The following is a 24,140-nucleotide window of genomic DNA, read 5'->3' as shown; positions in this document are numbered from 1 at the left end:
TAATTCTTTGACACGAAGAATCCAGGACACCAATATCACTATGCCTAATAACTTGATATTTAATTCTTTGTGTAGCTTTGTGACTTCGTGACTTGGTGGCAGGAATCTCAGTTCATACTTTTCAGGCAGACTCATGAATAAAGCTTGAAAATGCCTAATTTTGAATGATTGACAGCCTTATGAATAAAGAAACATCCATCAGATTATTTGAGCAGAAGCAAATTCGCTCTCTTTGGGACGAAGACCAGGAGAAATGGTACTTTTCGATCGTTGATATAGTTGGTGTTTTAACCGACAGCCCCAATCCGAATAACTATTGGAAGGTATTGAAACACAGGCTCACAAAGGAGGGCAGTGAGTTGGTTACAAATTGTAACCAACTGAAGATGCAATCTACAGATGGTAAGTATTACAAAACAGATGTAGCTGATACAGAGCAACTTTTTCAGTGAAAAATGCAAAACAATTGCAGCAACAAAAGCAAAATGATGCCTTGAATGAACCACAAAAAAAGAAAGAATAATATCATTATCCTGCAGTTAAATTACACCCAATATCAGGAATAATCAATTGCAATCATGACCAACAAACTTTATCAAATCGATGCCTTTGCCGATAAGGTTTTCTCAGGAAACCCTGCAGCTGTCTGTCCGTTGGATGCATGGCTGCCTGATGAACTGATGCAGAAAATTGCCATGGAAAACAACCTGGCAGAGACCGTATTTTATGTGAAAACCGATAACCAATACGAGATCCGTTGGTTTACGCCCATGGTGGAAGTGGATTTATGCGGGCATGCTACGCTGGCTGCGGCTTTTGTACTATTTAATTATGAAAACCATACAGAAAATATCATTCATTTTTATTCTCCGAGAAGTGGAGAATTGACCGTGACGAAAAACGGTGAATTCCTAAGTCTTAATTTCCCCACCGATAGCCTTAATCCGGTAACTCTAAGCACGGAATTATTAAACTGTTTTGAACCGAAGCCCCATTCAGCCTTTAAAGGGAAAACGGATTACCTGTTGGTTTTTGATAAGGAAGATGACATTATTAATGTAACTCCTGCATTTGACGACATTGCAAAACTCGACAGTCGTGGTGTTATCATTACAGCCAAAGGAAATCAGGTAGATTTTGTATCAAGGTTTTTCGCCCCACAGATCGGCATTAAAGAAGACCCGGTAACAGGTTCGGCACATACGACCCTGGCACCTTATTGGGCAAAGCAACTGAATAAAACAGAATTTTCAGCTATTCAACTCTCGGAACGCAGAGGGTATTTACAGTGCAGATACCTCAATGAGCGAACAGAAATCAGCGGGAAGGGGAAATTGTATTTAATTGGGGAAATATATTTTTAATAGTTGGTAGTAAACCAGTGGCAAAGCGGAATAAATCTATCCTGAGCTGAGTTGTAGCGAGCTGCTTTATGATGTTAGTTCATTTTTAGTAAACTGGTGCAAAACCTCTGTAATGTGGAGTTTTAAGATATCGCGAAAATTTGCATGATTTCAGTGATACCCCCACTATTTTGAGGGATTTTATCATAACAAGAGCTATTATTAAGAGATTTATCATGGATGATGGCCACAGCTCTTGATAAGGAAACCTCAAAAATCACTTTTTTGACAGGCGAGTAATTTGCTGCTGACAGTATGGGTGACAGCGGTTTCTGTTACTATTCCTCATGAATTCATTCTTAAATACCGGACATGATTTTATGTATTAATAATGCACGCGATATCTATTTCTTTATGTTCGAAAAATCATAATCCTTTCTTTAATTATTGTTGCTTAAAAATCTAATTGCCTGAAATGTTACCTTTTACATATTCAGAAATAAATATCTATAATATATAACTATGATAAAAACTTCATCATAGAAATCACCAAACAAATTTGATTTCAATTATTAAAACAAAAAACATGAAAAACGAGGAAAAAAACAATGCAATTGTTGCCCAGATTTACGCACGTTGCTGGTCAGATGAGTCTTATAAGATGAAATTCCTGGCTGATCCAAAGAAATTTTTAACTGAAGCCGGGTTTGACTTTGAGGGAACCACTAAAGTTAATGTATATGAAAACAATGCCAATGCTGTTTATGCCATATTGCCGGATGTGATTACCCCGGAGTTTGGAAAACTAATAGGTGAACGTTTTGCTGCGAAAGGCCAGGAAATTCCTGAAAATTTTGAAGTACGTTTTATAAAAAATTCTGCTGTAACCTTGAACCTGGTATTGCCAATGAAACCTAAGTCATTTTCGAATGAACTTTCGGAAAGCGATTTAGGTAGAATTGCCGGTGGCGATATAGAAGCAGTTACAACAAATACTACAGGTGTAGTCGAATTAGAAGTAGCTGAAGTAAGTGTAACCACCACTACAGTTGCCCAGGATTTTGAAGCAGCAAGCACTGTATTTGCAGTGGCCGAACTTGCAGTTGTGCTGATATAACCCATAAGGTATGATCAGCCATTTCCCATCATTCTATTAACCTTTTTTAATGACGGCATAAAACCTTTAAATGGTAATACCGCCATAGAACAAGGGATCATTTACACCCAATGCACAATCAGTGGATTTTCTGATAAATTCTCATTGCGGGATAAGTTCTGCTCCTAATTATTCAAAAATTATATAATGATAGAAACCAATGAGTTGACTGAGATTCTCCCCATTTTTTCGGGGAAAGGATCCCTTGAATATAACCGACGGATAGGTGAAACAAAACGGGTACTGGAACGGTGGACCTGCGACAATGATTTCAGGGAAAAAACTGCAGCAGACTTTTCATACCCTTCAGCTTATTTCAACTTCGATCTGGACCCTGATGAAGTAGGGATACTCACGGATCCTGAATACGCAAAAGCGTTTCGTCAATCAGGCAGCGAAATTCCATCGATTGTGAAACAATACAGGTCGTTTGTAAATGAAAAGATAAGTCATCGTGATCGTTTACAAACTATTGGATGTGCCCCGGAAAATGAACGATTGCGCAAATGGCGTCAGCGCCAGATCAATAGATGTTATATTGAACTGGGTAAAGCTAAAAGCGCTGCCATCATTCATTCTCCCATCAACTTTGAACTGACTAAAGGATGTTCGGTAGGATGCTGGTTTTGTGCCGTTGCATCCGAGAAGTTGAGTAAAGTTTTCAGGTATACCGATGACAATGCAAAATTGTGGAATGAAACACTGCAATCTGTAAAAAATGTTCTTGGAAATTCAGGCAGTTTTGGCACCTGTTATTATGCCACCGAACCCCTTGACAATCCTGACTACGAAAAATTCATAACCGACTTTGGCAGGATTTTAGGGCATTTCCCGCAAACTACTACAGCGCTGGCTTATAAATATCCCGACAGGATACGGACCATTCTGAAGCTATCGGAAGAAAACAACGGATTTGTTGAACGATTTTCAGTGCTGAGCTTACCCATTCTCGAAAAAATCCACAATGAATTTTCACCGGAAGAATTGATCAGGGTGGAGATGTTGCCTCAAACCAACGAGTCAAACAGCGTATTTGCCAAGGCCGGGCGAGCTGCCCAACATATGGATTCATCAAAAGTTTCTGAAGAAGGCAGCACCATTGCCTGCATCACCGGCTTTCTGATCAATATGGCTGAAAAATCAATTCGCATGGTAACACCCTGTAATTCAAGTAAAAGATGGCCTTTAGGATACTGGACACTTGCCAATGAACCATTTACTGATGCACAGGATCTTGAAGAAACCATGAACAGGTTGATTGAAAAGTTTGCCAAACCATTTCCGGAGGCAGATGATCTGATGCGGTTCCACCAGGATTTCACCTATGCCCCGGCTACAAATGCCATTGAAGTCAGTTCGGTGTACATGCGCATCCGAATCAAAGATTTGCCCCTTATCTCAGAAGTTGGGGAATTGATAAGCCAGGGAAAATTTACAGCCGGTGAAATAGCAGCAAAACTGTCATCTTCAACCGGGGAACCCCAGGAGAATATTTTTTATACCATTAACCGGATGTTTGATTATGGAATCCTCGATGAAGAGCCCGATACCTCAATTCAACACAAGAGACTGGATTAGAAAGCATTACACACATTCGGATGTTTGCTTCGTATTAATGCCACTTGTTTCTCTCGAGCGGCCTTCCATAGGCCTCGGATTACTGAATGCCACAGTGAAGTCAGCAGGTATTTCAAGCAGGGTGATCTATGGTAACCTATTATTCGGAGAACTAACCGGAAACAGTGAATATGCATTTGCTGACTACTATCCTGCACAGTACATGCTTGGTGAATGGTTGTTTTCTCAGTCACTTTTTCCTGATTTTGAGGGAAATTCCATTGAAAACTACTATAAACTAAATTTCAGGGAAATAGAAAATCCCAACCAGGCATTCAGGGAAAAGCGTAAAAACCTTCTGGCTGAACTAAGGAATAAAGCCAACCTGTTTATTGAAGAGATGGCACAAGCCATTATTGAATTAAACCCCAGGATTGTTGGTTGCAGTACTGTATTTCAGCAAACGAATGCCTCTCTTGCTTTACTCAGGCGCATTAAACAGCTAAATCCTGATATGGTTACCCTTATTGGTGGATCAAATTGCGAAGGGATCTTCGGAAAGACCATTATGCAGAATTTTGATTTTGTTGATTATGCTGTTTCCGGTGAAGCTGATGACCTGATTGTTGACCTGGTGAAAATTATCACTGAAAAAGGACCCGGGATTAAACAATCAGAACTTCCGTATGGAACATTGGGTAGTGAATTCAGGGATAAAAGTTCACGATATTTTACCCTGCCCGAAAATGAAATTCCACGTGCCACTGTTTTAGACTTGAATCACCTGCCTGTTCCTGATTATAGCGACTTTAACCTTACTGTCGGGAATATTAGTATCGGGAAAGAACTTATTACCGGTTACCTGGCAGAAACCGCAAGGGGCTGTTGGTGGGGAAATCATCACCAGTGTACCTTTTGTGGATTAAATGGCTTTGGATTAAAGTTCCGGTCAAAAAGCCCGCAGAATGCCCTGTTGCATTTTGCAAGTATTGCCAGTGAAAATCAAACCACCAGGATTGAAGTAGTTGACAACATCATCGACATGAGCTATTTCAAGAACCTGATGCCACAACTGGCAGCACTTGGAAAGCCTTACTCCCTGTTTTATGAAACCAAGGCCAACCTAAAGCCCTCTCATTTCAAACAAATGAATGATGCGGGTATCAGTTGGACACAACCTGGTCTCGAATCACTCAGCAATCCCGTACTGAATCTGATGAACAAAGGCACTGATGCCATTACCAACATCACCCACCTGAAGTTTGCCAGGAAAAATGGAATTCGGGTTAGCTGGAATTTTTTATTTGGATTCCCGGGTGAAAAACCTGAATGGTATGAAGAAATAGAACCCTTGATACCCCTTTTGTCGCATCTTCAACCTCCCAATAAATTCAACCCTATCAGGTTTAACCGCTATTCCTACTATTTCGACAACCAACATGTTTCTGACCTAAAACTCAGGCCATTTACGGCTACACGCTACATTTACCCATTCCCGGATGAAACCATAGCCAATTTATCAGTATTCTTTGTGGATCCGGATTTCCATAAAACGATTCAGCATGATGTTTATACCAGAGTTCATAATGCTATTGAACTATGGATCAGGCAGTCGGGGTCAGTTTTTAAACCAATGTTGAGTTATAACCGTGTGGATGCAGAAACTATTGAAGTTCTTGATCTCAGGCCGGCCGCTGAAAAGAATATCATCATTCTTACCGGGGCAGAAGCTGAAGTTTTTGTGATACAGGATACGGGAATTGACAGGAATGGTATCATTCAGCAGTTTAAGAACCTTACAGGTACTGATATCTCTGGAGAAACTCTTGAAAAAATCCTGAACCGGCTGAAAAAACTGAAACTGATTATAGAAATTGATCAGAAACTTTTAAACCTGGCCATTGAAGGCAGTTGTGAGGTCCAGCAAGACCTGGAGAATTTCCCCGGAGGAAAGAATATTTCTTCAGCCGAAACAGTCCGCCAATTCTGGGATAGTGGAATTACAAGCAAAAGTTGATGTGTCATGGGTAGGAAAACCGCAACACTGATTTTTCTCTTGCCTGCTTTAGTCGCAGCATTAATCACTGTTCCGTTTTCCCTTGGGGCACAAAACCTAAAAAGTAAGCTAGATTTATTACCCGGGGTTTCACTCATTGAATCGGTTCATCGAACCATGACTCATAGCTGGGATATTAAAAACCAGCAACAGCTTGCTGACTATTATTTTGGGCTATATATGGCATCAGAGGGCAAATTTGATTATAAACTTAATCTTTCAGCCCAGAAAAACATTCTCAATAATCCGGAATACACAATTCAGGATAAGATTATCCACCAGTATTCAAATGTTTTATCCTACCAATTAGGTATCAGTAAACAGTTTGAATATGGCATTACAGTAAGTCCGAATGTACTGGCCACCTTTTCTGAAAGCAAGTATGATGGCCAGAATGTCTATCCTAAACGATATCAGAATCACCTGGCTGCCAATCTTACAATAAACATCCCACTTCTTCAAAATAGTGGAAAGGCTGCCACAACCGCATCCATCAATGCAAATCAGCTGCTGTATGAGGCAAATCTTAAAAAATTGTATCATACCGTAACCCAGTCTATTTATGCTACAGCATCAGCATATTGGAACTATGCAGCCATGAATGAACAATGTGTTCAAATTCGTGAAGTCATTGATAACGAGTATGACTACCTGGACCAGATGAGGAAACTGGCATCGGCCGATCTTATTCCCAGTGCCGACACCCTTAATGTGAGTGCCAACATAGGTTCATACCTGATCATGTTGTCCGACTACTACCAACAGCTTTTATCGGCCCGGACCAATCTTGGGCAAGTCATGGGACTTGATGCTAAATCAATTGACTCTCTAGGCTTTCCAACTGATATATTTCCCTTGATCGATTTAAAAAGCATTGACCTTACAGCCTTGAGAAGTACCAATCCAGACCAGGTTTTGAATCAGCGAGGTGATTACCAGGCACTTCTTCAAACAGTGGAGTCGGGAAAATGCAACCTGCTTTTGGCGAATCAGGCAGTTAAGCCTAAGCTTGACCTGAATGTTACCGGCGGATACACTGGTCTTGTGGCCTCTGATCAATACAATTTCACGGCACCTTATTCCCAAAACATACCAGGTCCTTCCGTATGGGTTTCGCTTGACTTCCAGTTGCCGGTATCCAATAAATCAGGGAAAGGAGTTGTAGTACAGAATAAAGCATTGCTGGAACAAAGCAGTAACCAGGCACAGATGCTGGCCAGTAGCATTTTATCAGAGGTGCAGCTTTCGGCCGACAAACTGAACTTCCTTATCGGGGAATACCAGGATCAAATGGAGACTTTAGATTACCTGGCAGCTATTTATGAAAACGAAAAACGGAAATATATTGACCAGGAATCTACTTTAATTAATGTGAATAGTACAAAGACACAACTATTGAATGCCCGCCTGAACCTGATTTCAATTATGGGCAGGTATTACTCCGAAGTAGTCTATTTCAGATTCATTACAGGAACGTTGTTGAATCCAGGCAAGCCGGACAATACAATTGAACTTGACCAATTGATCACTTTGCCAAAACATTAATGGTTTAACGCATTAAAGATAAGATATGCCATCTGACTTATACCGTGAGCAAGCCTCAAAGCAGGAACATCCCGGGCAGCAACTAAACCAATTGATACATGTAATTAAGCCTTCAGCCTGGCTGATCATAGCAGGAATTGGGCTTATTCTCATTTTTTTATTATTGTGGGGATTCATGGGCAATACAACTACTAAAGTAGCCGGGACCGGGATTTTGATACGGTCAACCGGAAACAGGAGTATTGCATCGCCTGTTAATGGACAACTATCTGAAATTAATGTAAAGCTGGGAGATTCAGTTAGAACCGGGCAATTAATAGCTCTGATTTCCCAGCCTGAATTAAAACAAAAACTGGATGATGTCCAGCAGCAGCATGATGAACTTGAAGACTATTATTCACTACTTGCCCATGAGCACCTGAAAGACTCGGTAATTCAGGCAAATAGTAAATTATCACAACACCGCAGCCTAAAAAGAAAGGTTGAAAACCTGGAAAACCGGCTAAAAAGCCAGCTTGAACGGGAGAAAAACTTGGAAAATCTACACAGCCAGGGACTTGTCACAAAAACACAGGTTTTTGAGATACAGCAGCAAATAGTTGCCACACGCGAAGAAATAGAAGCCATTAACTTGGATGACTCACAGTTGGATATTTCGCTTTCGGCTTCGGAATTTTCGAAAAGAACTCAATTACTTGAAACCTGGAACCAGGTCCTCCTAGCTCGTGCTACTCTTGCTGATGCCCAACTTCAGTATGATCAGGCAAGTAAAATTATTTCTGACTATACCGGGACAGTGATCGAAATAAGTGTTTTACCCGGTTCTTTTGTTAATGCAGGAATTCCGCTGATCACTATTGAAACCCTTGAAAAAACAGTAGAAGCCTTGATCTTTATCCCTCCAAATATCGCTGATGAAATTGAAAAAGGGATGAAAGTGGAAATCATTCCAACAACATTCCATGTGGAAGAGTATGGATTTATAAAAGGAAAGGTCAGTTTCGTTTCTCACTTCCCTGTTACATCAAGCAGCATGATGTCGCTTCTTGATAATGCCAGGCTGGTTGAAATGCTTTCTGCCTATGGTGCCCCATACCGTGTGGATGTCGAATTGACCAAAGATTCATCCACATTCAGCGGTTATCAATGGTCATCTTCATCAGGGCCACAGAAAAAATTGTCGACCGGTACCATTTGTACTGGAAACGTTATTGCAAGGGAACAACCTCCCATTACCCTTGTAATGCCATTTATGAAGAAATTGATTGGAATTTGACATATCCCGGGAACTAATGATAACTAAAGAAACATACAAAAAGGTACAAACAGATACCGTGCTCCAGATGGAAACAGTGGAGTGTGGTGCTGCATCCCTTTCAATGATCTTTGGTTTTTACGGACTCTATAAACCTCTTGAACAATTGCGTGTAGAGTGTGGCATATCACGCAATGGAAGCAATGCTCTTAATCTCATAAAAGCTGCACGAAACAATGGTTTTGAAGCATCAGGACTGAAACTGGAAATCGATCAGCTGCATACTGTAAATCTGCCATTCATTGTTTTCTGGAATTTCAACCATTTCATAGTTGTTGAAGGATTTGACAAAAAGTATTTCTATCTGAATGATCCTGCCACAGGCCACCGAAAGGTTAGTCACGAAGAATTCAGTAAATCATATACCGGGATAACCCTAAACTTTAAACCGGGAGATACTTTCAGCAAATCAGGGACAAAACCCAATGTGGCAATCTCATTGAGAAAGAAAATGACCGGCTTGAGAAGCAGTATAATTTTCCTGGTAATCTGTAGTTTATTCCTCATCATCCCGGGTATCATCATCCCTTCCCTTTCCCAGATTTTTATTGACGACATCCTCATTAAACGCTTCGACAATTGGTTCAGGCCATTGATAATCGGTTTGGCTTTACTTGGGATTATTAAACTTGTTCTTACTTACATCCAGCAAAAATACCTGCTCCGACTGGAAACCAGGGTAGCCCTTTCCCTGTCGTCAAACTACTTCTGGCATGTTTTGAATCTTCCGGTTTCATTCTTCAGCCAGCGATTTGCGGGTGATATAAATGGACGTATTGCGATAAACAACAAGGTTGCTCAACTGCTTTCAGGCGACCTGGCCAACAGTTTCCTCAGCCTGATATCAATGGTGTTCTTTGCAGTTATTCTATTCAGGTACAGCGTAATACTCACCCTTGTCGGAATTTTATTTGCTTTGATCAATATATCAATTGTAAGGGCGGTTTCAAAAAAGCGGACAGAACTAAACAATAAGCTCCAGGTTGAACAGGGAAAGCAAATCGGACTCTCTGTAAACGGGCTTCAGTTGATTGAAACGATAAAAGCTTCGGGTACTGAATCCGACTTCTTTGCTAAATGGGTCGATAGTCAGTCGGTGCTGATAAATATGCAGCAACGTATTGGGCTTATTTCACAAAAACTTGACCTGGCTTCTCCCCTGCTCAATTCACTGAACACTATGGTATTACTTGGCTTTGGCAGTATTCTGGTGATCAGGGGTGAACTCACAATGGGCCAGCTAATTGTTTTTCAGGCACTGATGGGCAGTTTTACTGCGCCTGTCAATAGTCTTGTGAGTTTATATTCAAAAGTGCAGGATATAACAGCCGGAGTAAACAGGCTGGATGATGTCCTGAATGCTGAAATAGATAAAGCAGTTGTTCTGCCTGATCAGGATTATGGGACTGAGACAGCAGCAGATGCTAAACTAAAAGGCTTTGTTGAATTGCGTAATGTTACATTCGGTTATAGTCCGCTGGAAAAACCCCTGATTGAAAATTTCAACCTGAAGCTGGAACCCGGTGCGAGGGTTGCCCTTGTTGGTTCATCAGGCTCCGGGAAATCAACTATTTCAAAACTTGTTTCCGGGCTTTACGAACCCTGGTCAGGCGAAATTCTGTTTGATGGAATTCATAGGGATAATATTCCCCGCCCTGTGATGAATAACTCATTGGCCCTGGTTGACCAGGATATCTTTCTCTTCCAGGACTCTATTAAAGAAAATATCGCCATGTGGAATCATGCGATTCCGGATCAGCATATTATCAAGGCTTCCGCAGATGCAGAAATTCATGGGGAAATCAGTTCTTGTCCCGGTGGATACAATTACCAGATTGAAGAAGGCGGAAAAAATTTCAGCGGAGGTCAATGTCAGCGGATAGAAATTGCCCGGGCCCTGGCTATAAATCCATCCATAATCATCCTTGATGAAGCCACAAGTGCCCTGGATGCGACAACCGAGAAAAATATTGATGACAATCTCCGACGCAGGGGTTGCACCTGCATCATTGTAGCACACCGACTGAGTACTATCAGGGATTGTGATGAAATTATCGTGTTAACAGCCGGCAAGGTTGCTGAACGAGGCACGCATGAAGAATTGATGAAGCTGAATGGAGCCTACAAAAGGCTAATCCAGGAGGCATAAAGAAAATCTTTGAAAATAGATTCAAATTAATGCATAGTAAACAGATTTAATCGCAGATGCAGGAAAAGTGGAAAGATACAGGTGAAAGGGTTGAATTAAAATCAAACCGGTTTATTACTCTCACAGAGAGCAAATACCTGTATTATCTTGCCGAAGGGAAAGCCAATGTATATTACTCTGCATTCGAAAACCAAACTCCTGCCGGCAGACGCAATTTTATTTTTAGCCTGCAGCAGGGACAGATTGCCCTGGGACTTGAAAACGAAAGGCTGGAAAATGGATTAATGCTCCTGGTTGTGGCAGAAGGTGACTGCCTTTTTAAGAAAATTCCGGTAACTGAATTTGAAAAACCGTTATCCGAAAAACCTGAAAAGGAATATATCAGCGGATTAATTGATGGTTGGATTAAAAACTGTGCAAGCTTTATCCAGGGAGGGATGGTTCCTTATGAATTTATTGAACCGGAAAATGGTGAACAGTTTTCCTCACAGGCCAATGAATGCATACTTTCATCAGAAGTAAAATGGGTGAAACAAATCAGCGGGCAATCCCGTGTTGCATCATTAGAGCTGCTTGCTGAATCAAAGGAGCTGTATTTCCCGGTTTGCGGACAATTGTGGCTTACATCAACAGAAGAAAGCAGCTACCTGGGATATGATACTATTTCATTGTTTGACCAATATCTACTTTTATCCTCTCTTTTAAGGTTCAATAAATGGTTTTATGATTACCTGGTTTGGAATCAGCAAATAACAATTGAAAAGGACCGCAGCTTACTTCTAAATAAGATAGCTGGCCAAAAGGCAGCCTTCAGCGGTACTGCACAGGTATTTTCTTCCATCTTTGGTAAGAAAAGCAATACTTACTTCATTTCTGAAACAGAGGCATCGGATGAATTACTGGCTACTTGCCAGATGATTGCAAAGGCTGGTGGATTCAGGATTGTAAAGCCAAAACCGGTTGCATCCGACAGGATATCCGACAGACTCGATGTCATTTTATTTGCATCGCACATTCAAAAGAGGAAAGTAACTCTCGAAAAGGATTGGTGGAAACTTGACATCGAACCCTTGCTTGTTTTCTCCAAAACAGATCAGAAACCAGCTGCTGTTATTCCGATTCATCCAGGAAAAAATGTACTTATCCGGCCATTCACCCAGGAAGCTATTGCTCTGAATGCAGTCACTGCTGAAACACTTTGTTCTGAAGGGTTTTCTTTTTTCAGGCCCCTGCCTGACAAAAAACTGACCTTTAAAGATCTGTTGATTTATAGTTTCAGAAAATCCTCAAAAGATCTTTGGCGGCTTGCCCTGGTGGGCATTTTACTCGGATTGCTCGGAATGGTTACACCTGTATTGACGGGTTCCATCTTTGAACAGGTTATCCCAAATGCCAACCAATCGTTATTACTGGGAATTGTTATTGCTTTGACAGTATCAGCATTTGTAAATATCATGTTTATCTATGTTCGGGGCATGTCAGTGCAACGCATCCAAACACGCATAACAGCTTCTTTACAAATTGCTGTCTGGGACAGGATCCTTCATTTACCAGCCTCATTTTTCAGGAAATATACATCTGGTGAAATGGCTATGAGGGCCAATGGCATCAATTCGATTATGCAGGTACTTTCGGGAACTGTAATCAATACGGTGCTGACAGGTATTTTTACCTTATTCAATTTCTTTCTATTGTATTATTATGATTCAGGACTGGTATTTCCGACAGTAATTATTTTGCTGGCGGTGCTGCTTGGTGTTATTATCCTTACAGGCTATTTACAGACACGGCAGCAGACCAGGATTGTTTCATTGATGCAAAAAATTTCCGGTAAAACGCTTCAGTTTATAAACGGAATATCAAAATTAAGGGTTAGTGGAACAGAAAAAAATGCCTTTTCCATCTGGGCAAATATGTACGCCGACCAACGTCAATCTGAATTCAGAAACCGCAGGATAGGAAATTTCTATTCAGCATTTAATGTTGCATTCCCGGTGATATGCACCCTTTTGCTTTATTCATTGATTTTTGACCGGCTTAACGAAAAATACCTTGGGATAGGAGCATTTATTGCATTTATGAGTGCCTTTAGCAGCTTATCCATCTCTATTCTTTCTGTCGGACAGTCATTTACTTCTGTAATGCAAGCCGTACCATTTTACAGGAATCTTAAACCAATACTTGAATCGGTTACCGAATTCGACAGTAGCAAGGCACATCCGGGCGACTTAGTTGGAAATATTGGTTTCCAGCATGTATCATTCAGATATGATCCTGATGGGCCATTGGTCCTCAATAATATAAGCCTGAAAGTACCTGCAGGTAAATTCGTTGCGGTTGTGGGTCCTTCAGGTTCAGGAAAATCAACTCTAATCAGGTTATTACTGGGATTTGAAACACCTGAACAGGGAGCTATTTATATAGATGATCAGGAACTTGCTACACTCGAAATACAGGCAGTCCGACGACAGACAGGAACAGTTCTCCAGCAAGGGAAACTAATGCCCGGGAGTATCTTCAGTAATATAGCCGGTGTGAGTAATTTGACAGAAGATGATGCCTGGGAAGCAGCCCGTTTGGTGGGATTTGATGAAGATATCAGGCAAATGCCAATGGGTATGCAAACAATGGTTAGTGAAGGTGGCCGGAACCTTTCAGGGGGGCAACGTCAGCGCCTTCTTATAGCGAGAGCCATCATTACCAAACCCAGAATTCTGATATTCGATGAAGCAACAAGTGCACTCGATAACCGAACACAAGCCATTATTACAGAAAGCCTGAATTTGCTGAAAGTCACGAGGCTTGTAATTGCACATCGGCTCAGCACTATCCGTGAAGCAGATTATATTTATGTGCTAAAAGACGGGCAAATGTGTGAAGAGGGTACTTTCGACCAGCTCTTTGCAGAAAACGGAATTTTTACAGCATTGGTGAAAAGGCAGATGGAATAGGAAATTTTAACTCAGTCAGAACATTTCTAAACAATAAAACCTGAAATAATAACCAATCATAAATAAAGAAAAATATGTTCATCCAGGCATTAGACATCATCCGTATTGCACTCGTAGGAATTGCCTTTTACTTTGGCTATTCAATCGGCTTTGGTGAAAGCTACAATCCGACAGCTCAATTGCACTTCATGATACCTGTAGTAGTATTCGCAATAGCAGGAATATCAGGCTTTGAAGGTTTATTTTTTGGCAAACAGGCAGCATTGGCTAAGGGATATGAAACCGGGAGCAACTATCAGAAACAATCTTCATTTGCGCTCATTTCATATGCATTGGGGGCTGTTTTAATATACTTTTTTAACTGGGGCATTAAATCAGAATTGACCATTCTAATGGTCTTTTTCACCTTCTTTATTCTGTCGGCAATAAATCATGGGTTAGAAGCTATTCGCCATAAAAATTATAAATGGCAAAATATTAACCGCCCTTTTCTCCTTTTACTCCTGTTATCAGGGTTTGCTTATCCACTCCTGATGCTCCTAAAGATGGATTGGTAAAAATTACAGAATGATGTCAAATTACGCTGCATAAGGGTCACTTAAGCAGATTATCATTTATTTTCCTGATTTCTTTCCTTCCATGGCAGCCTGGTCGCAGATTCTGCATTGCAATGTTATTATGATGGATAAATTTCATTATTGGAAATAACAAAATTCCTTCACAATTCTTGTCGCTGTAACTTCCCGTAAAGATAGACCGTCACATGCAAGCCTCTCGCAAAGGCGCCAAATCTGCTTTCTTGTAATAATACAGTCAAATTTGATTCGTAATATATTTGAACCGGTAAATACCAGTCAGGACAAGTAATGCATTCCTTTATAATAAAGCCTTCGGGAAGGTTTAAAATGACAAGAATCAAAAAAAAGACAATATAATAATATCATTTGCCCATGAAAAAAATAATGATTTTGGAAATACTATTGACAATTCTAAGTATTACAGCAATCGGACAAAACAAGGAATTAAATATTTCATTTTTAGAAACGCAACCCATTATTGACGGGCTCCCCGAGAAGGAATCAACTTCATTGGAATGGAATCAATTCTCGCATATTGAGAAAACAAATCCGCAAAATCAGGATTTTGAAGTGAGGTATAAAATTGGTTATCAGTATTCATTTCTTTACTTATTTATCGAATCAGGCAGCGATTCAATTATTTACCGCGACAGGGCTTATCAAAATGGCGATGGCTTTCACCTGCTGATTGCAAAGCCCGATTCGGGAAAGCCCACCGGTGAATTTTATGTATTGCGCTTCTCCCCTGCCGATAAATCAAGGAATCGGAATGCAAAAAAAGGAGTATGGTATTATAACATTGATTTGTCGGGGAAATCGTTAAGTTCTGCTACACAATTCGAATGTACCACGATAAATGGCAAAAGCTGTTTCGAGCTGTTGCTGCCCTGGAATGAGGTATATCCATACCACCCATTATTTTCTGATGAAATTGGGATAAACCTCTGTTTCGTAAAAGCCATCGGGAAGAAAGAAAAAAATTATTACTACATGAAGTATGATGAGAAATTTCAATGGGAACAAAGTAAACGCGAATACACGAAAGCTGTTTTTGAAACACCTGTTGGCATTGAAAACCCATGCACTTATGCCAGGCTTGCCAGGAAAAATCAAATCGCCGGGAAGGGGTTAAAAATCAAATTTATTTCCAATGCCAGCAGGGCCACCCAGGCAGCTTATCTTGCAACAATCCGCTCTGCTGATAATTATGTTTATTCTGAGTTATATAAAGAAATTTTGCTGGTGCCGGGAATAAATGAAAACGAATTTGACTTAGCACTTGAAAATCTGGCACCCGGGGCTTATAAAGTAGTTTGGAAATGCTTCGATAATTCGGAAGGTGAAATCCCGCTTACCCTATTGCCTGAAATTAATGGTGAAAAGAAAGGCAATCCTTACTTGAATTGAAAAGCCAGATTTCAGAAGGCGATTATTATACCATGCTTTTCAGGCTGGAGAGTGTCCTGGACGAATATTCAAGAGTTAAAGAGTACGAAACAGCGGGACACATCAGGGAACTTTATTCTAACTACCAAATAGATAAAGCGAAATTAATTGATAACCCCGGATTATTATCTGAGAAAACAGGTATTTCGAGGCGGGCATTCAAATCAAAAATTGATGGTACACTACAGCCCTACAGTATTAAAGTTCCCCTGGATTTCGACAGGAACAAAAAATATCCACTTTTCATTATGTTGCATGGAAGTGGTTCCGATGACCAGGGAATGCTAAAGGAAAACCTGACAGATGGAAATTTTATTGAAATAGCACCTTTCGGAAGGGGCACATCCAATTGTTTTACCACCGATTATGCGGAAACAGATGTAAAAGAGGCCATTGATGATGCCATACTGAACTATCCTGTCGATACTTCGAGAATCATCATTGCCGGTTTTTCCATGGGTGGTTATGGAGCCTACAGGATATTTTACGAATACCCCGGATTATTTAAAGGAGTGGTTGTTTTTTCGGGGCATCCCAACCTTGCAGGTAAATGGATTGGCGAAGGTTACCCTGATTTCCTGAATCCCACTTACCTGGAGCCTTTTAAGAATATTCCTGTTTTTATTTATCACAGCAAGAATGATTTAAACTGCCCTTACGACCTCACAGAGGAGCTGGTGGCTAAACTAAAAAAAGCCGGAGCCAAAGTTGAATTCATAACCACTGAGGAAGGTGGACACGGAATACTAAATGATAGTTACACTTCGGTATATTTACAATGGTTGAAAAATTTATACTGAGCATGTTAGCAGTCAGGTGATTCGCAAAATCTGTTCAGCCGACGCATAAAATTAGCCTTTACAAGAAAAGTTTGAGCCAAAAAATTTCGGATTTACTAAATTCAAGGTTAACTTTGACTTTTAAAAGCACTCCATATGAAAACCTCTACCCATTCTTTTGCAAAATTTTCATCTTCAATGGTGAAAAAAGGCCTGCTGACATTGTTCGTCCTGTTATATTTCCAGGGACTCACCCAAACCCTGACTCCGGAATTTGATTCAGCCGGCTACACTTTAACTGACCTGGGAAGCATTGATCAGCTACCTTCCCAATATGGAGGGCTTACCATCAGGCCGGAACAACCGAATACGCTTTATATAGGAGGAGCTGCAAACACCGGCAGCGGGGGTCTGTACACAGTTGCCCTGACCAGGGATCCGGTATCGAAACACATAACCGGCTTTGATGGAAGTGCTGTCCTGTATATCGCAGCACCCAACAATGACGGCGGTATTATTTTCGCCCCTAACGGAACGCTCCTTTTCACCAGGTACAGCATGAATGAACTAGGCCAGGTATTGCCCGATAATTCCTATATCAGCAATTCTTTAACAGCTTATGGGGTGGCTTCATCGGTGGGTGCACTGGCTTTTGTGCCTGCAGGATATCCCGGTGCAGGCAGCCTGGTATTTTCATCCTACAATGAATCAATTATGTATAATGTTCCTTTCACCATAGATAACAACGGGCAATATCTTTTATCAAACAAGATTGCTGAGGTCTCTGTCTATGGAGTGGCTTCGGGTCCAGAGGGGATTGCTTATATTCCGTCAGGTTCAGCAACTTTCCCCAACCTCTCAATGGCCATCTCCTCTTATTCCAACGGAACAGTAGTTGTTTTTGAGGTGGGGGATAATGGACTGCCTGTTCCATCCAGCGCAAGAGAAATGGTAACAGGACTTACCGGGGCTGAAGGAGCATTAATAGACCCCCTGACAGGCGATTTCCTCTTTTCAACTTTCGGAGGTGGCAATAAAGTAATCAGGATAACCGGTTTTGAAAAACCTTCCTCAGTAAATGAAAAACCATTGAACAAACAGGCTGGTTTCAGTATATCTCCCAATCTCACTGAGGGTTACTTTAAGCTTGATTTTGCGAACCATGTTACCGGAGGAATGATTACAGTTTTCAATATTCATGGTGCTAAAGTGCTGGAACAGGAAATTGATGTTGAAGGTCCTTATGAATATGACCTTTCCGCACAACCTGCCGGATTGTACTTTGTCAGGGTAAAAAACGGGAACTCCACAGGTTACCAAAGACTTGTTCTGCAGTAACTGAGATTTCTGATACATTCACAGTTGTACCAAAGGTGTTTGAGTATTATTATGCCATCGGGCATCCCCGAAACTTTATGGCTACTTAAATCCAATTATAAGATTTTCCAGAACTTCCATTGTCGAGCCAAAGCTTCTTTTGGGGGATTTTCCATATTATACCGAAGCGGAATAGGTTTGCGATCCTCCAACCGGCGAAGAAATTACAAATCCCGGTATAACTCATTCCAATCAGCTTTCGTCATTGACGGATTGCAAACCTGCCAGGAATGAGTATAAGTTCGAAAAACCTTTTGCAGGAGTTGCATTATATCCTTGATTACACTATCTTAGGGTGACTATTTTTAATGGAAGAGAAGCATAAAATTCAGGTGGATATGGAGAATACTGATCCCGTAAATCAAGATATACTTAACGTAAAAATAACTACAATTGACACAGTAAAAGAGCTGTGGTCACAAACATACAATACAGCAGGTAAACCTGATTGGTCGCACATTCTCCCATTTTATGACAATAATATATATTTCAGGGATTCGATCCAGGAAATACATGGAATCGAAGCGTTTACGAAGATGACCGAGCGTCTGACCCAACGTTCAAAAGACCTGAAGATGAGAATTGTCAATGGTTTCATGGAAGGGAATACTGTATTTATTGAGTGGGAAATGACTCTTAGTTTTAAAAAATATCCAAGTTCTATTTTGTTTGGCACGAGTCGGTTGACTATTAATGAAGAAGGCAAAATTACTGAGCAGCGGGATTATTACGATTTATGGGGCGACATTTTTGACAATATTCCGAGATTTTGTAAAGTTTACAGAAAGTTTATGGCAAGAAAGTTTGGATGAGGAACGCTTATGAATAAAAAATTCTTTCAATATTTCAAACAATATCAATGGTCTAACGTGTTTGCCATGATCAGGAATAATCGTTCAGACCCAAAAATTTGCACTAAAGATTTTAAAAATAAGCTTGTTGTTATAACCGGGGCTACCTCGGGAATTGGCTACTATACTGTCAGAAAATACGCATCGCAAGGAGCAAATATTTTATGTATTAATCGAAATATTCAGAAATCAGAAGCCCTATGCCAGGAGATCGAGAATGAGTTTAAAGTTCATTGCGACTACAAAATTGCAGATTTAAGCAGTTTGAGTGATATTAAGCGGGTTGCTCAGGAACTTGCTGATATGAAGACTTCTATTGATGTGCTTATCCACAATGCTGGGGTTTACCTTACGAAAAAAGAAATAACTGTCGACGGACTAGAAAAGGTGTTTGTGGTTCACTACCTATCAACCTTTATAATTAATTTTCTATTGCAGGATAAGTTGAAGTCACAGGAAAAAGCCAGAATTATAATGGTTGGCTCCGAGGGACATCGTTTTGCAGCCTGGGGAATAAGGATTGATGATCTGAATTGGGAAAATCGCAGGTATTCAGGTTTAAAAAGTTATGGCTCAGCAAAAGCTGCGCAACTGTTATCGATGATCATTTTTGATGAGCAATACAAAAATTCTGGTGTAACCATAAATACGATGCATCCTGGTGCTGTGAAAACAGATACAGGAAAAGAAAATGGGCCTGTTTATCGTTGGTTTAAAAAGAATTTTTTTGATAAAACATTAAGATCCCCGGAAATTTCGGCTGAGGCATTGTACTATCTTGGAGTTTCTGAAGAGATTGAAAAGGTTAGTTGTAAATTTTTTAATTTAACTACAGAGGAAGAGCCTGCTCCTCCTGCTTTGGACAAGGAAGTTGCCATTGAGCTTTGGAACAAAAGCATACAATTAGCAGGATTGCAGAAGTAAAAAGCGAAACCATTGCAGTGCCGGATTGCCAGAATTTGCAAAATGAAATAGCAACGACATATATTGAAAAGAGTTAATTGAAGTATATGGAAGAAAAGAGTTTGCCTGATCATACATACAATACCATTGTGGTTGGTGGTGGCATTGCCGGCCTTACATCAGCAGTGTACCTTGCACGTTCAGGACAAAAAGTATTGCTGATTGAAAAAAATAGTGAATTTGGAGGCCTGGTAAATTCATTTACCCGTGATGGATTTCATTTTGAAGCTGGAGTAAGGGCTTTAGAAGATGCAGGCATTATTTTCGCAATGCTAAAGGATTTAGGCATTCAGCTTGAAGTTGTTAAAAGTCCTGTTTCTGTAGGTGTAGAAAATGAGGTTATTAATATAGAAACCATAAATGATTTACATAAATACCGGGGGCTCCTGGTAAAATTATTTCCTGAAAGTGAAAGTGAGATTGATGAGGTTATAAAAATCATACGAAAAATAATGAAACACATGAATGTACTCTATGGCATAGAGAATCCTGTGTTTAAAGACCTGATACATGACAAAAATTTTTTGTTTAAAACACTTTTACCCTGGCTGCCGAAATTCATTTTAACCGTAGGAAAGATTAACCGGATGAACATGCCGGTGGAGGATTATTTAAAAACTATTATAAAAAACCCTGCCCTCAGGGATATGATTTCACAGCATTTCTTTAAAAATACACCTGCCTTTTTTGCATTGAGTTATTTTTCCTTATACCTGGATTATTTCTATCCAAAAGGAGGAGTTGGCAAGCTTTCGGAGGCATTGAAAAACAAAATATCAGAATGTGGAGGAGAACTTAAAATAAATTCACAAATCGTAGAAGTATGGGCTGATAAATGTATTGTTATTGATCAAAACAACGTCAGTTACAGATATAATCACCTTATCTGGGCTACTGATTTAAAAACACTATATAACATAGTAAAAACGGAAGGCTTGTCTCCGGATATCAAAGCCAGATTTAGTGAATCGAAAAGCAGAATGCTGGCAAACCGGGGTGGAGATTCTGTTTTTTCCTTATTTCTTGAAGTAGATGTGCCACTTGAAAATTTCAGTAAAATTGCTCATGGACATTTCTTTTATACCCCATCAAAAACAGGGTTAGGCGAAACACACCGGAAGGAATTATATGACTTGCTTAAGAATTTTGAAACCATTAAAAAAGAACAAATATTTACCTGGCTTGACAAATTTATCAAATTGAATACCTATGAAATTTCCATTCCCGGACTTAAAGATCCGGCAATGGTTCCACCTGGTAAAACGGGCATTATTATAAGCTTACTTGCGGAATATGACTTATTCAGAGAGATTCAAAAGGCAGGCTGGCTTGATCAGTTTACCGTTGAAATGGAAAATCATATTATTGATGTAATCACTGATTCTATTTACCCTATGTTAAAAGATAAAATCATAGCCCGCTTTTCTTTTACACCCTTAAGCATTGAAAACAGGGTAGGCAGTTCTGAAGGAGCTATTGTTGGCTGGTCATTTCAAAAAAATATGCCAGTTGTAAATAAAATTCAAATCTCGGATCGTTCAGTTCTAACACCTATACCTTCAATTTACCAGGCAGGACAATGGGCTTATAGTCCTGCAGGTGTGCCTATGTCAATACTTACCGGTAAATTGGCAGCAAATAGGATTATAAAAAAATTGAAAAAATAATTTAGGGGGAATTATACTCATTCATGGCAGTTTTGCAATCCGTCTTACTGACAGGAGCTGATTAGAATGAGGCAAATTAAAAATGAAAGGGAAGGATCAAGAGAACTAACGGATTAATTCATCAGGAAATTAAAAACCACCCTGGTACCAATAGCCACAGCATTCTCATCATACAAATCAGAAATGCTGAAGCTATAGGCGGTATTGTATTTCCTGTTAAAGAAGTTCAGCCGTTCCTGGGCAAATTGTATCCCGAGTGATTCTTTTTTAAATGATTTTTTATCACTCTTTTCCTTGGCCTTTGCCCGTCCGATCCCATTATCGGTAATAGTAAGACAGGTAATGCCATTGTTTGATACAACATCGATTGTAATATACTTTTCTCCTTCCTTTAGCATTAAACCATGCCACAGGGCATTTTCAATAAAGGGCTGCAGGATTAAACCCGGGAGTTTGGTTGTATTTAAATTCACCTTATCTGAACTGTTTACCAGGAAGTTAATGGTGTTATTAAAACGAATATTTTCAATATTCAGGTATAATTCAATGGTTTCGAGCTCTTCTTCCAGGGAAACGCTGTCAGTTCTGGAACTTTCAAGAATTTTGCGAATCAGTTTTGCGAATTTATTCAGGTAGTAAACAGCCTTCTCTTTGTTATTATCGATCAGGTATGCTTTTATTGAATTCAGGGCATTAAAAATAAAATGAGGATTCATCTGGCTTCGTAAAGCATCGAGTTTTAAAAGAGAGATTTCACTTTCAAATGATAGAGTAAGTGAATGCAACTTCTCCGCTTCATTTTTCCGAAGTGCTTCCTTTAGTTCTGCAATCTTTTCTTCCAGCTGGCTCTCCAATTCTTTACGGTGATTTTCCCTGAGTTTCTGATTGGCTTGCTGTTCCTCAATAATTTTCTCCTGTGCAAGTATTTTTTCGAGGTATAATAATTTCACCTTATACCCAAGTCCTAACATAAAAATGGTGGATTCTATGATGATTCCGATATAGAAATACACAATCGGGCTAACGCCACTGGCCAGGGTCATTGTTTTGTAAAGGGCGATATAAGCGAACACCTGGTAAACAATCACTCCTGTAATGATAAAATATTTCAATCTGTTCGGAATCCTGGAAGTGACATAAAGGGCAGTTAGCACCAGGATGCTGATCAGGGGCAGAAAGCCATAAACAAAGTAATTCCGGTAAAGTGATATCTCTCTGAAATAAATGGAAAAAACAACCAATAGCAAAGAACCACCGGAGAGAAAGAGTAAAAACCTGCTCAGAATGCGGGCATACCGGGGAAAATATTTTTTGAGTTCAAGAAACTCGAAATAAAAGAAGAAAAGAAAGGTATTATAAACGATCTGAATAAACCAGCTTAAGGGGAAGTATGCACCGTTTCTGAAATCAGAAATCAAAGAAAACGGGATATACGGACTATTATATATCAATGAAATCGCCAACAGGATATTATAAAAAGCATAAAACAGGAAAGTTTTCTGCCGGCTTTGAATATATACCAGGAAACTGAAGAGAAAGAAGATCATCAGTCCGGAAGTTACAAACCCCCAAAGCATTGATGCCAGCCTGGTCTGTTCAATACTCATAACTGATCCAGAAAAGTTGATTTCTTTTGTCTTGAAACCGGGATTTTAACCTGGTTCGACAACACTACATATTCATCTGTTTTATGGAATTCCTTTACCTTATTCAGGTTGATCAGAAATGAGTTATGAATCCTGAAAAACTGCATTCCGTTAAGCTTTTCCTCCATAAATTTCAATTTCTGGCTCAGGACAATTCTTTCTTTATTTTCCAGAAATATCGTGCAATAATTCCCATCACTTTCACAATAAAGAATCTCGTCGGGATGCAGAAATATGATTTTCCCGTCGTTGTTTATATTGATTTTTTTTTGTGTGAAGGCTGATGAATGAAGCAGTTTCTCCAAGGAGCTTTCCAGCCTGTCATTTAATGAATTATTGATTTTTGCCTGTTCAATTTTGTCGATACACACTATCAGTTCATCAGAATCGATAGGTTTTAACAGGTAATCAAGCGCACTTTCCTTAATGGCTTTGATGGCATATTGATCGAAAGCCGTGGTAATGACAACAGCAAAGGTACGTTTTGGAAACAGCTCAAGGAACTGAAAACCATCCAAATCGGGCATTTCGATATCCAGGAATACACAATCCACGGTATTCTTCTGGAGGAAACTCACTGCTTCCATGGCATTGGTAAAGGAAGCAACGATTCTCACATTTTTACAGAAATTACCGATTTCCCACTCCAGGCTTTTAATGGCACTGTGTTCATCATCGATAAGTATCAAATCAATCATAATCAGAAGAAATTAATTTTTAAATGTACCTCATTTTAACTGAGCAGTAAGGATATATGTGTA

General features: G+C 39.8%; 17 protein-coding genes and 1 pseudogene. 16 read left to right on the top strand and 2 right to left on the bottom strand.

Annotation, left to right across the window (positions count from 1 at the left end; genetic code table 11):
- The first annotated feature begins 179 nt into the window (after nt 1-179).
- The 16 genes and pseudogenes from IPH84_14885 to IPH84_14810 all read left to right on the top strand — a co-directional run bounded on the left by IPH84_14885 (nt 180) and on the right by IPH84_14810 (nt 21,733).
- Nucleotides 180-449, top strand: a pseudogene (locus IPH84_14885) (hypothetical protein).
- Nucleotides 450-578: 129 nt separating this feature from the next.
- Entirely contained in the window at nt 579-1,364 is a 786-nt protein-coding gene (locus IPH84_14880; GenBank protein ID MBK7174477.1) for a PhzF family phenazine biosynthesis protein, read from the top strand.
- A 565-nt stretch (nt 1,365-1,929) separates the two neighbouring features.
- On the top strand, nt 1,930-2,460 hold the full coding sequence (locus IPH84_14875) for a hypothetical protein (GenBank protein ID MBK7174476.1): 531 nt from the start codon (nt 1,930-1,932) through the stop codon (nt 2,458-2,460).
- Between the two features lie 186 nt (nt 2,461-2,646).
- Nucleotides 2,647-4,077: a radical SAM family RiPP maturation amino acid epimerase gene (locus tag IPH84_14870; GenBank protein MBK7174475.1), complete on the top strand. Its 1,431-nt coding sequence runs from the start codon at nt 2,647-2,649 to the stop codon at nt 4,075-4,077.
- Nucleotides 4,022-6,073 carry a RiPP maturation radical SAM C-methyltransferase gene (locus tag IPH84_14865; protein ID MBK7174474.1) on the top strand — a complete coding sequence of 684 codons (2,052 nt, stop codon included), beginning with the start codon at nt 4,022-4,024 and terminating at the stop codon, nt 6,071-6,073. The genes IPH84_14870 and IPH84_14865 overlap by 56 nt, the downstream gene beginning before the upstream one ends.
- 6 nt (nt 6,074-6,079) lie before the next feature.
- The gene (locus IPH84_14860; GenBank protein MBK7174473.1) at nt 6,080-7,657 is read left to right on the top strand and encodes a TolC family protein; all 1,578 of its coding nucleotides are present in this window, start codon (nt 6,080-6,082) and stop codon (nt 7,655-7,657) included.
- A gap of 25 nt (nt 7,658-7,682) precedes the next feature.
- Nucleotides 7,683-8,933, top strand: coding sequence for an NHLP bacteriocin system secretion protein (locus IPH84_14855; protein ID MBK7174472.1), 1,251 nt, complete (start codon nt 7,683-7,685; stop codon nt 8,931-8,933).
- A 16-nt stretch (nt 8,934-8,949) separates the two neighbouring features.
- Nucleotides 8,950-11,121 (top strand): NHLP family bacteriocin export ABC transporter peptidase/permease/ATPase subunit, encoded by a 2,172-nt coding sequence (locus IPH84_14850; GenBank protein ID MBK7174471.1) that lies wholly within the window; start codon nt 8,950-8,952, stop codon nt 11,119-11,121.
- Between the two features lie 56 nt (nt 11,122-11,177).
- Nucleotides 11,178-14,072, top strand: a complete 2,895-nt coding sequence (locus tag IPH84_14845) for an NHLP bacteriocin export ABC transporter permease/ATPase subunit (protein ID MBK7174470.1) — start codon at nt 11,178-11,180, stop codon at nt 14,070-14,072.
- 74 nt (nt 14,073-14,146) lie between these two features.
- A complete protein-coding gene (locus IPH84_14840; protein MBK7174469.1) occupies nt 14,147-14,629 on the top strand; it encodes a hypothetical protein in 483 nt (160 codons plus the stop codon).
- Nucleotides 14,630-15,022: 393 nt separating this feature from the next.
- On the top strand, nt 15,023-16,057 hold the full coding sequence (locus tag IPH84_14835; protein ID MBK7174468.1) for a hypothetical protein: 1,035 nt from the start codon (nt 15,023-15,025) through the stop codon (nt 16,055-16,057).
- A complete protein-coding gene (locus tag IPH84_14830; protein MBK7174467.1) occupies nt 16,054-16,896 on the top strand; it encodes a prolyl oligopeptidase family serine peptidase in 843 nt (280 codons plus the stop codon). Before IPH84_14835 ends, IPH84_14830 begins: the two co-directional genes overlap by 4 nt.
- A 135-nt stretch (nt 16,897-17,031) precedes the next feature.
- On the top strand, nt 17,032-18,213 hold the full coding sequence (locus IPH84_14825; GenBank protein ID MBK7174466.1) for a T9SS type A sorting domain-containing protein: 1,182 nt from the start codon (nt 17,032-17,034) through the stop codon (nt 18,211-18,213).
- Nucleotides 18,214-18,590: 377 nt separating this feature from the next.
- Nucleotides 18,591-19,064: a nuclear transport factor 2 family protein gene (locus tag IPH84_14820; protein ID MBK7174465.1), complete on the top strand. Its 474-nt coding sequence runs from the start codon at nt 18,591-18,593 to the stop codon at nt 19,062-19,064.
- A gap of 9 nt (nt 19,065-19,073) precedes the next feature.
- Nucleotides 19,074-20,027, top strand: coding sequence for an SDR family NAD(P)-dependent oxidoreductase (locus IPH84_14815; protein MBK7174464.1), 954 nt, complete (start codon nt 19,074-19,076; stop codon nt 20,025-20,027).
- 86 nt (nt 20,028-20,113) lie between these two features.
- The gene (locus IPH84_14810) at nt 20,114-21,733 is read left to right on the top strand and encodes an NAD(P)/FAD-dependent oxidoreductase (GenBank protein MBK7174463.1); all 1,620 of its coding nucleotides are present in this window, start codon (nt 20,114-20,116) and stop codon (nt 21,731-21,733) included.
- Between the two features lie 113 nt (nt 21,734-21,846).
- Here the strand turns inward: IPH84_14810 and IPH84_14805 are convergent, their stop codons facing one another.
- Together IPH84_14805 and IPH84_14800 are read right to left on the bottom strand one after the other, a co-directional pair.
- Entirely contained in the window at nt 21,847-23,340 is a 1,494-nt protein-coding gene (locus IPH84_14805; protein MBK7174462.1) for a histidine kinase, read from the bottom strand.
- Nucleotides 23,337-24,077: a response regulator transcription factor gene (locus IPH84_14800; protein ID MBK7174461.1), complete on the bottom strand. Its 741-nt coding sequence runs from the start codon at nt 24,075-24,077 to the stop codon at nt 23,337-23,339. Before IPH84_14800 ends, IPH84_14805 begins: the two co-directional genes overlap by 4 nt.
- Between the last annotated feature and the right edge of the window lie 63 nt (nt 24,078-24,140).

The organism is Bacteroidales bacterium, from assembly GCA_016707785.1.
Classification (GTDB): domain Bacteria; phylum Bacteroidota; class Bacteroidia; order Bacteroidales; family UBA4417; genus UBA4417.
This window is presented reverse-complemented; position numbering and strand designations above follow the sequence as displayed.

Coding starts and splice junctions, on each gene's coding strand:
- IPH84_14850 (MBK7174471.1), top strand. CDS start 8,950: ATGATAACTAAAGAAACATACAAAAAGGTACAAACAGATACCGTGCTC.
- IPH84_14870 (MBK7174475.1), top strand. CDS start 2,647: ATGATAGAAACCAATGAGTTGACTGAGATTCTCCCCATTTTTTCGGGG.
- IPH84_14835 (MBK7174468.1), top strand. CDS start 15,023: ATGAAAAAAATAATGATTTTGGAAATACTATTGACAATTCTAAGTATT.
- IPH84_14875 (MBK7174476.1), top strand. CDS start 1,930: ATGAAAAACGAGGAAAAAAACAATGCAATTGTTGCCCAGATTTACGCA.
- IPH84_14805 (MBK7174462.1), bottom strand. CDS start 23,340: ATGAGTATTGAACAGACCAGGCTGGCATCAATGCTTTGGGGGTTTGTA.
- IPH84_14840 (MBK7174469.1), top strand. CDS start 14,147: ATGTTCATCCAGGCATTAGACATCATCCGTATTGCACTCGTAGGAATT.
- IPH84_14845 (MBK7174470.1), top strand. CDS start 11,178: ATGCAGGAAAAGTGGAAAGATACAGGTGAAAGGGTTGAATTAAAATCA.
- IPH84_14820 (MBK7174465.1), top strand. CDS start 18,591: ATGGAGAATACTGATCCCGTAAATCAAGATATACTTAACGTAAAAATA.
- IPH84_14865 (MBK7174474.1), top strand. CDS start 4,022: ATGGAATCCTCGATGAAGAGCCCGATACCTCAATTCAACACAAGAGAC.
- IPH84_14810 (MBK7174463.1), top strand. CDS start 20,114: ATGGAAGAAAAGAGTTTGCCTGATCATACATACAATACCATTGTGGTT.
- IPH84_14815 (MBK7174464.1), top strand. CDS start 19,074: ATGAATAAAAAATTCTTTCAATATTTCAAACAATATCAATGGTCTAAC.
- IPH84_14825 (MBK7174466.1), top strand. CDS start 17,032: ATGAAAACCTCTACCCATTCTTTTGCAAAATTTTCATCTTCAATGGTG.
- IPH84_14855 (MBK7174472.1), top strand. CDS start 7,683: ATGCCATCTGACTTATACCGTGAGCAAGCCTCAAAGCAGGAACATCCC.
- IPH84_14880 (MBK7174477.1), top strand. CDS start 579: ATGACCAACAAACTTTATCAAATCGATGCCTTTGCCGATAAGGTTTTC.
- IPH84_14800 (MBK7174461.1), bottom strand. CDS start 24,077: ATGATTGATTTGATACTTATCGATGATGAACACAGTGCCATTAAAAGC.
- IPH84_14860 (MBK7174473.1), top strand. CDS start 6,080: ATGGGTAGGAAAACCGCAACACTGATTTTTCTCTTGCCTGCTTTAGTC.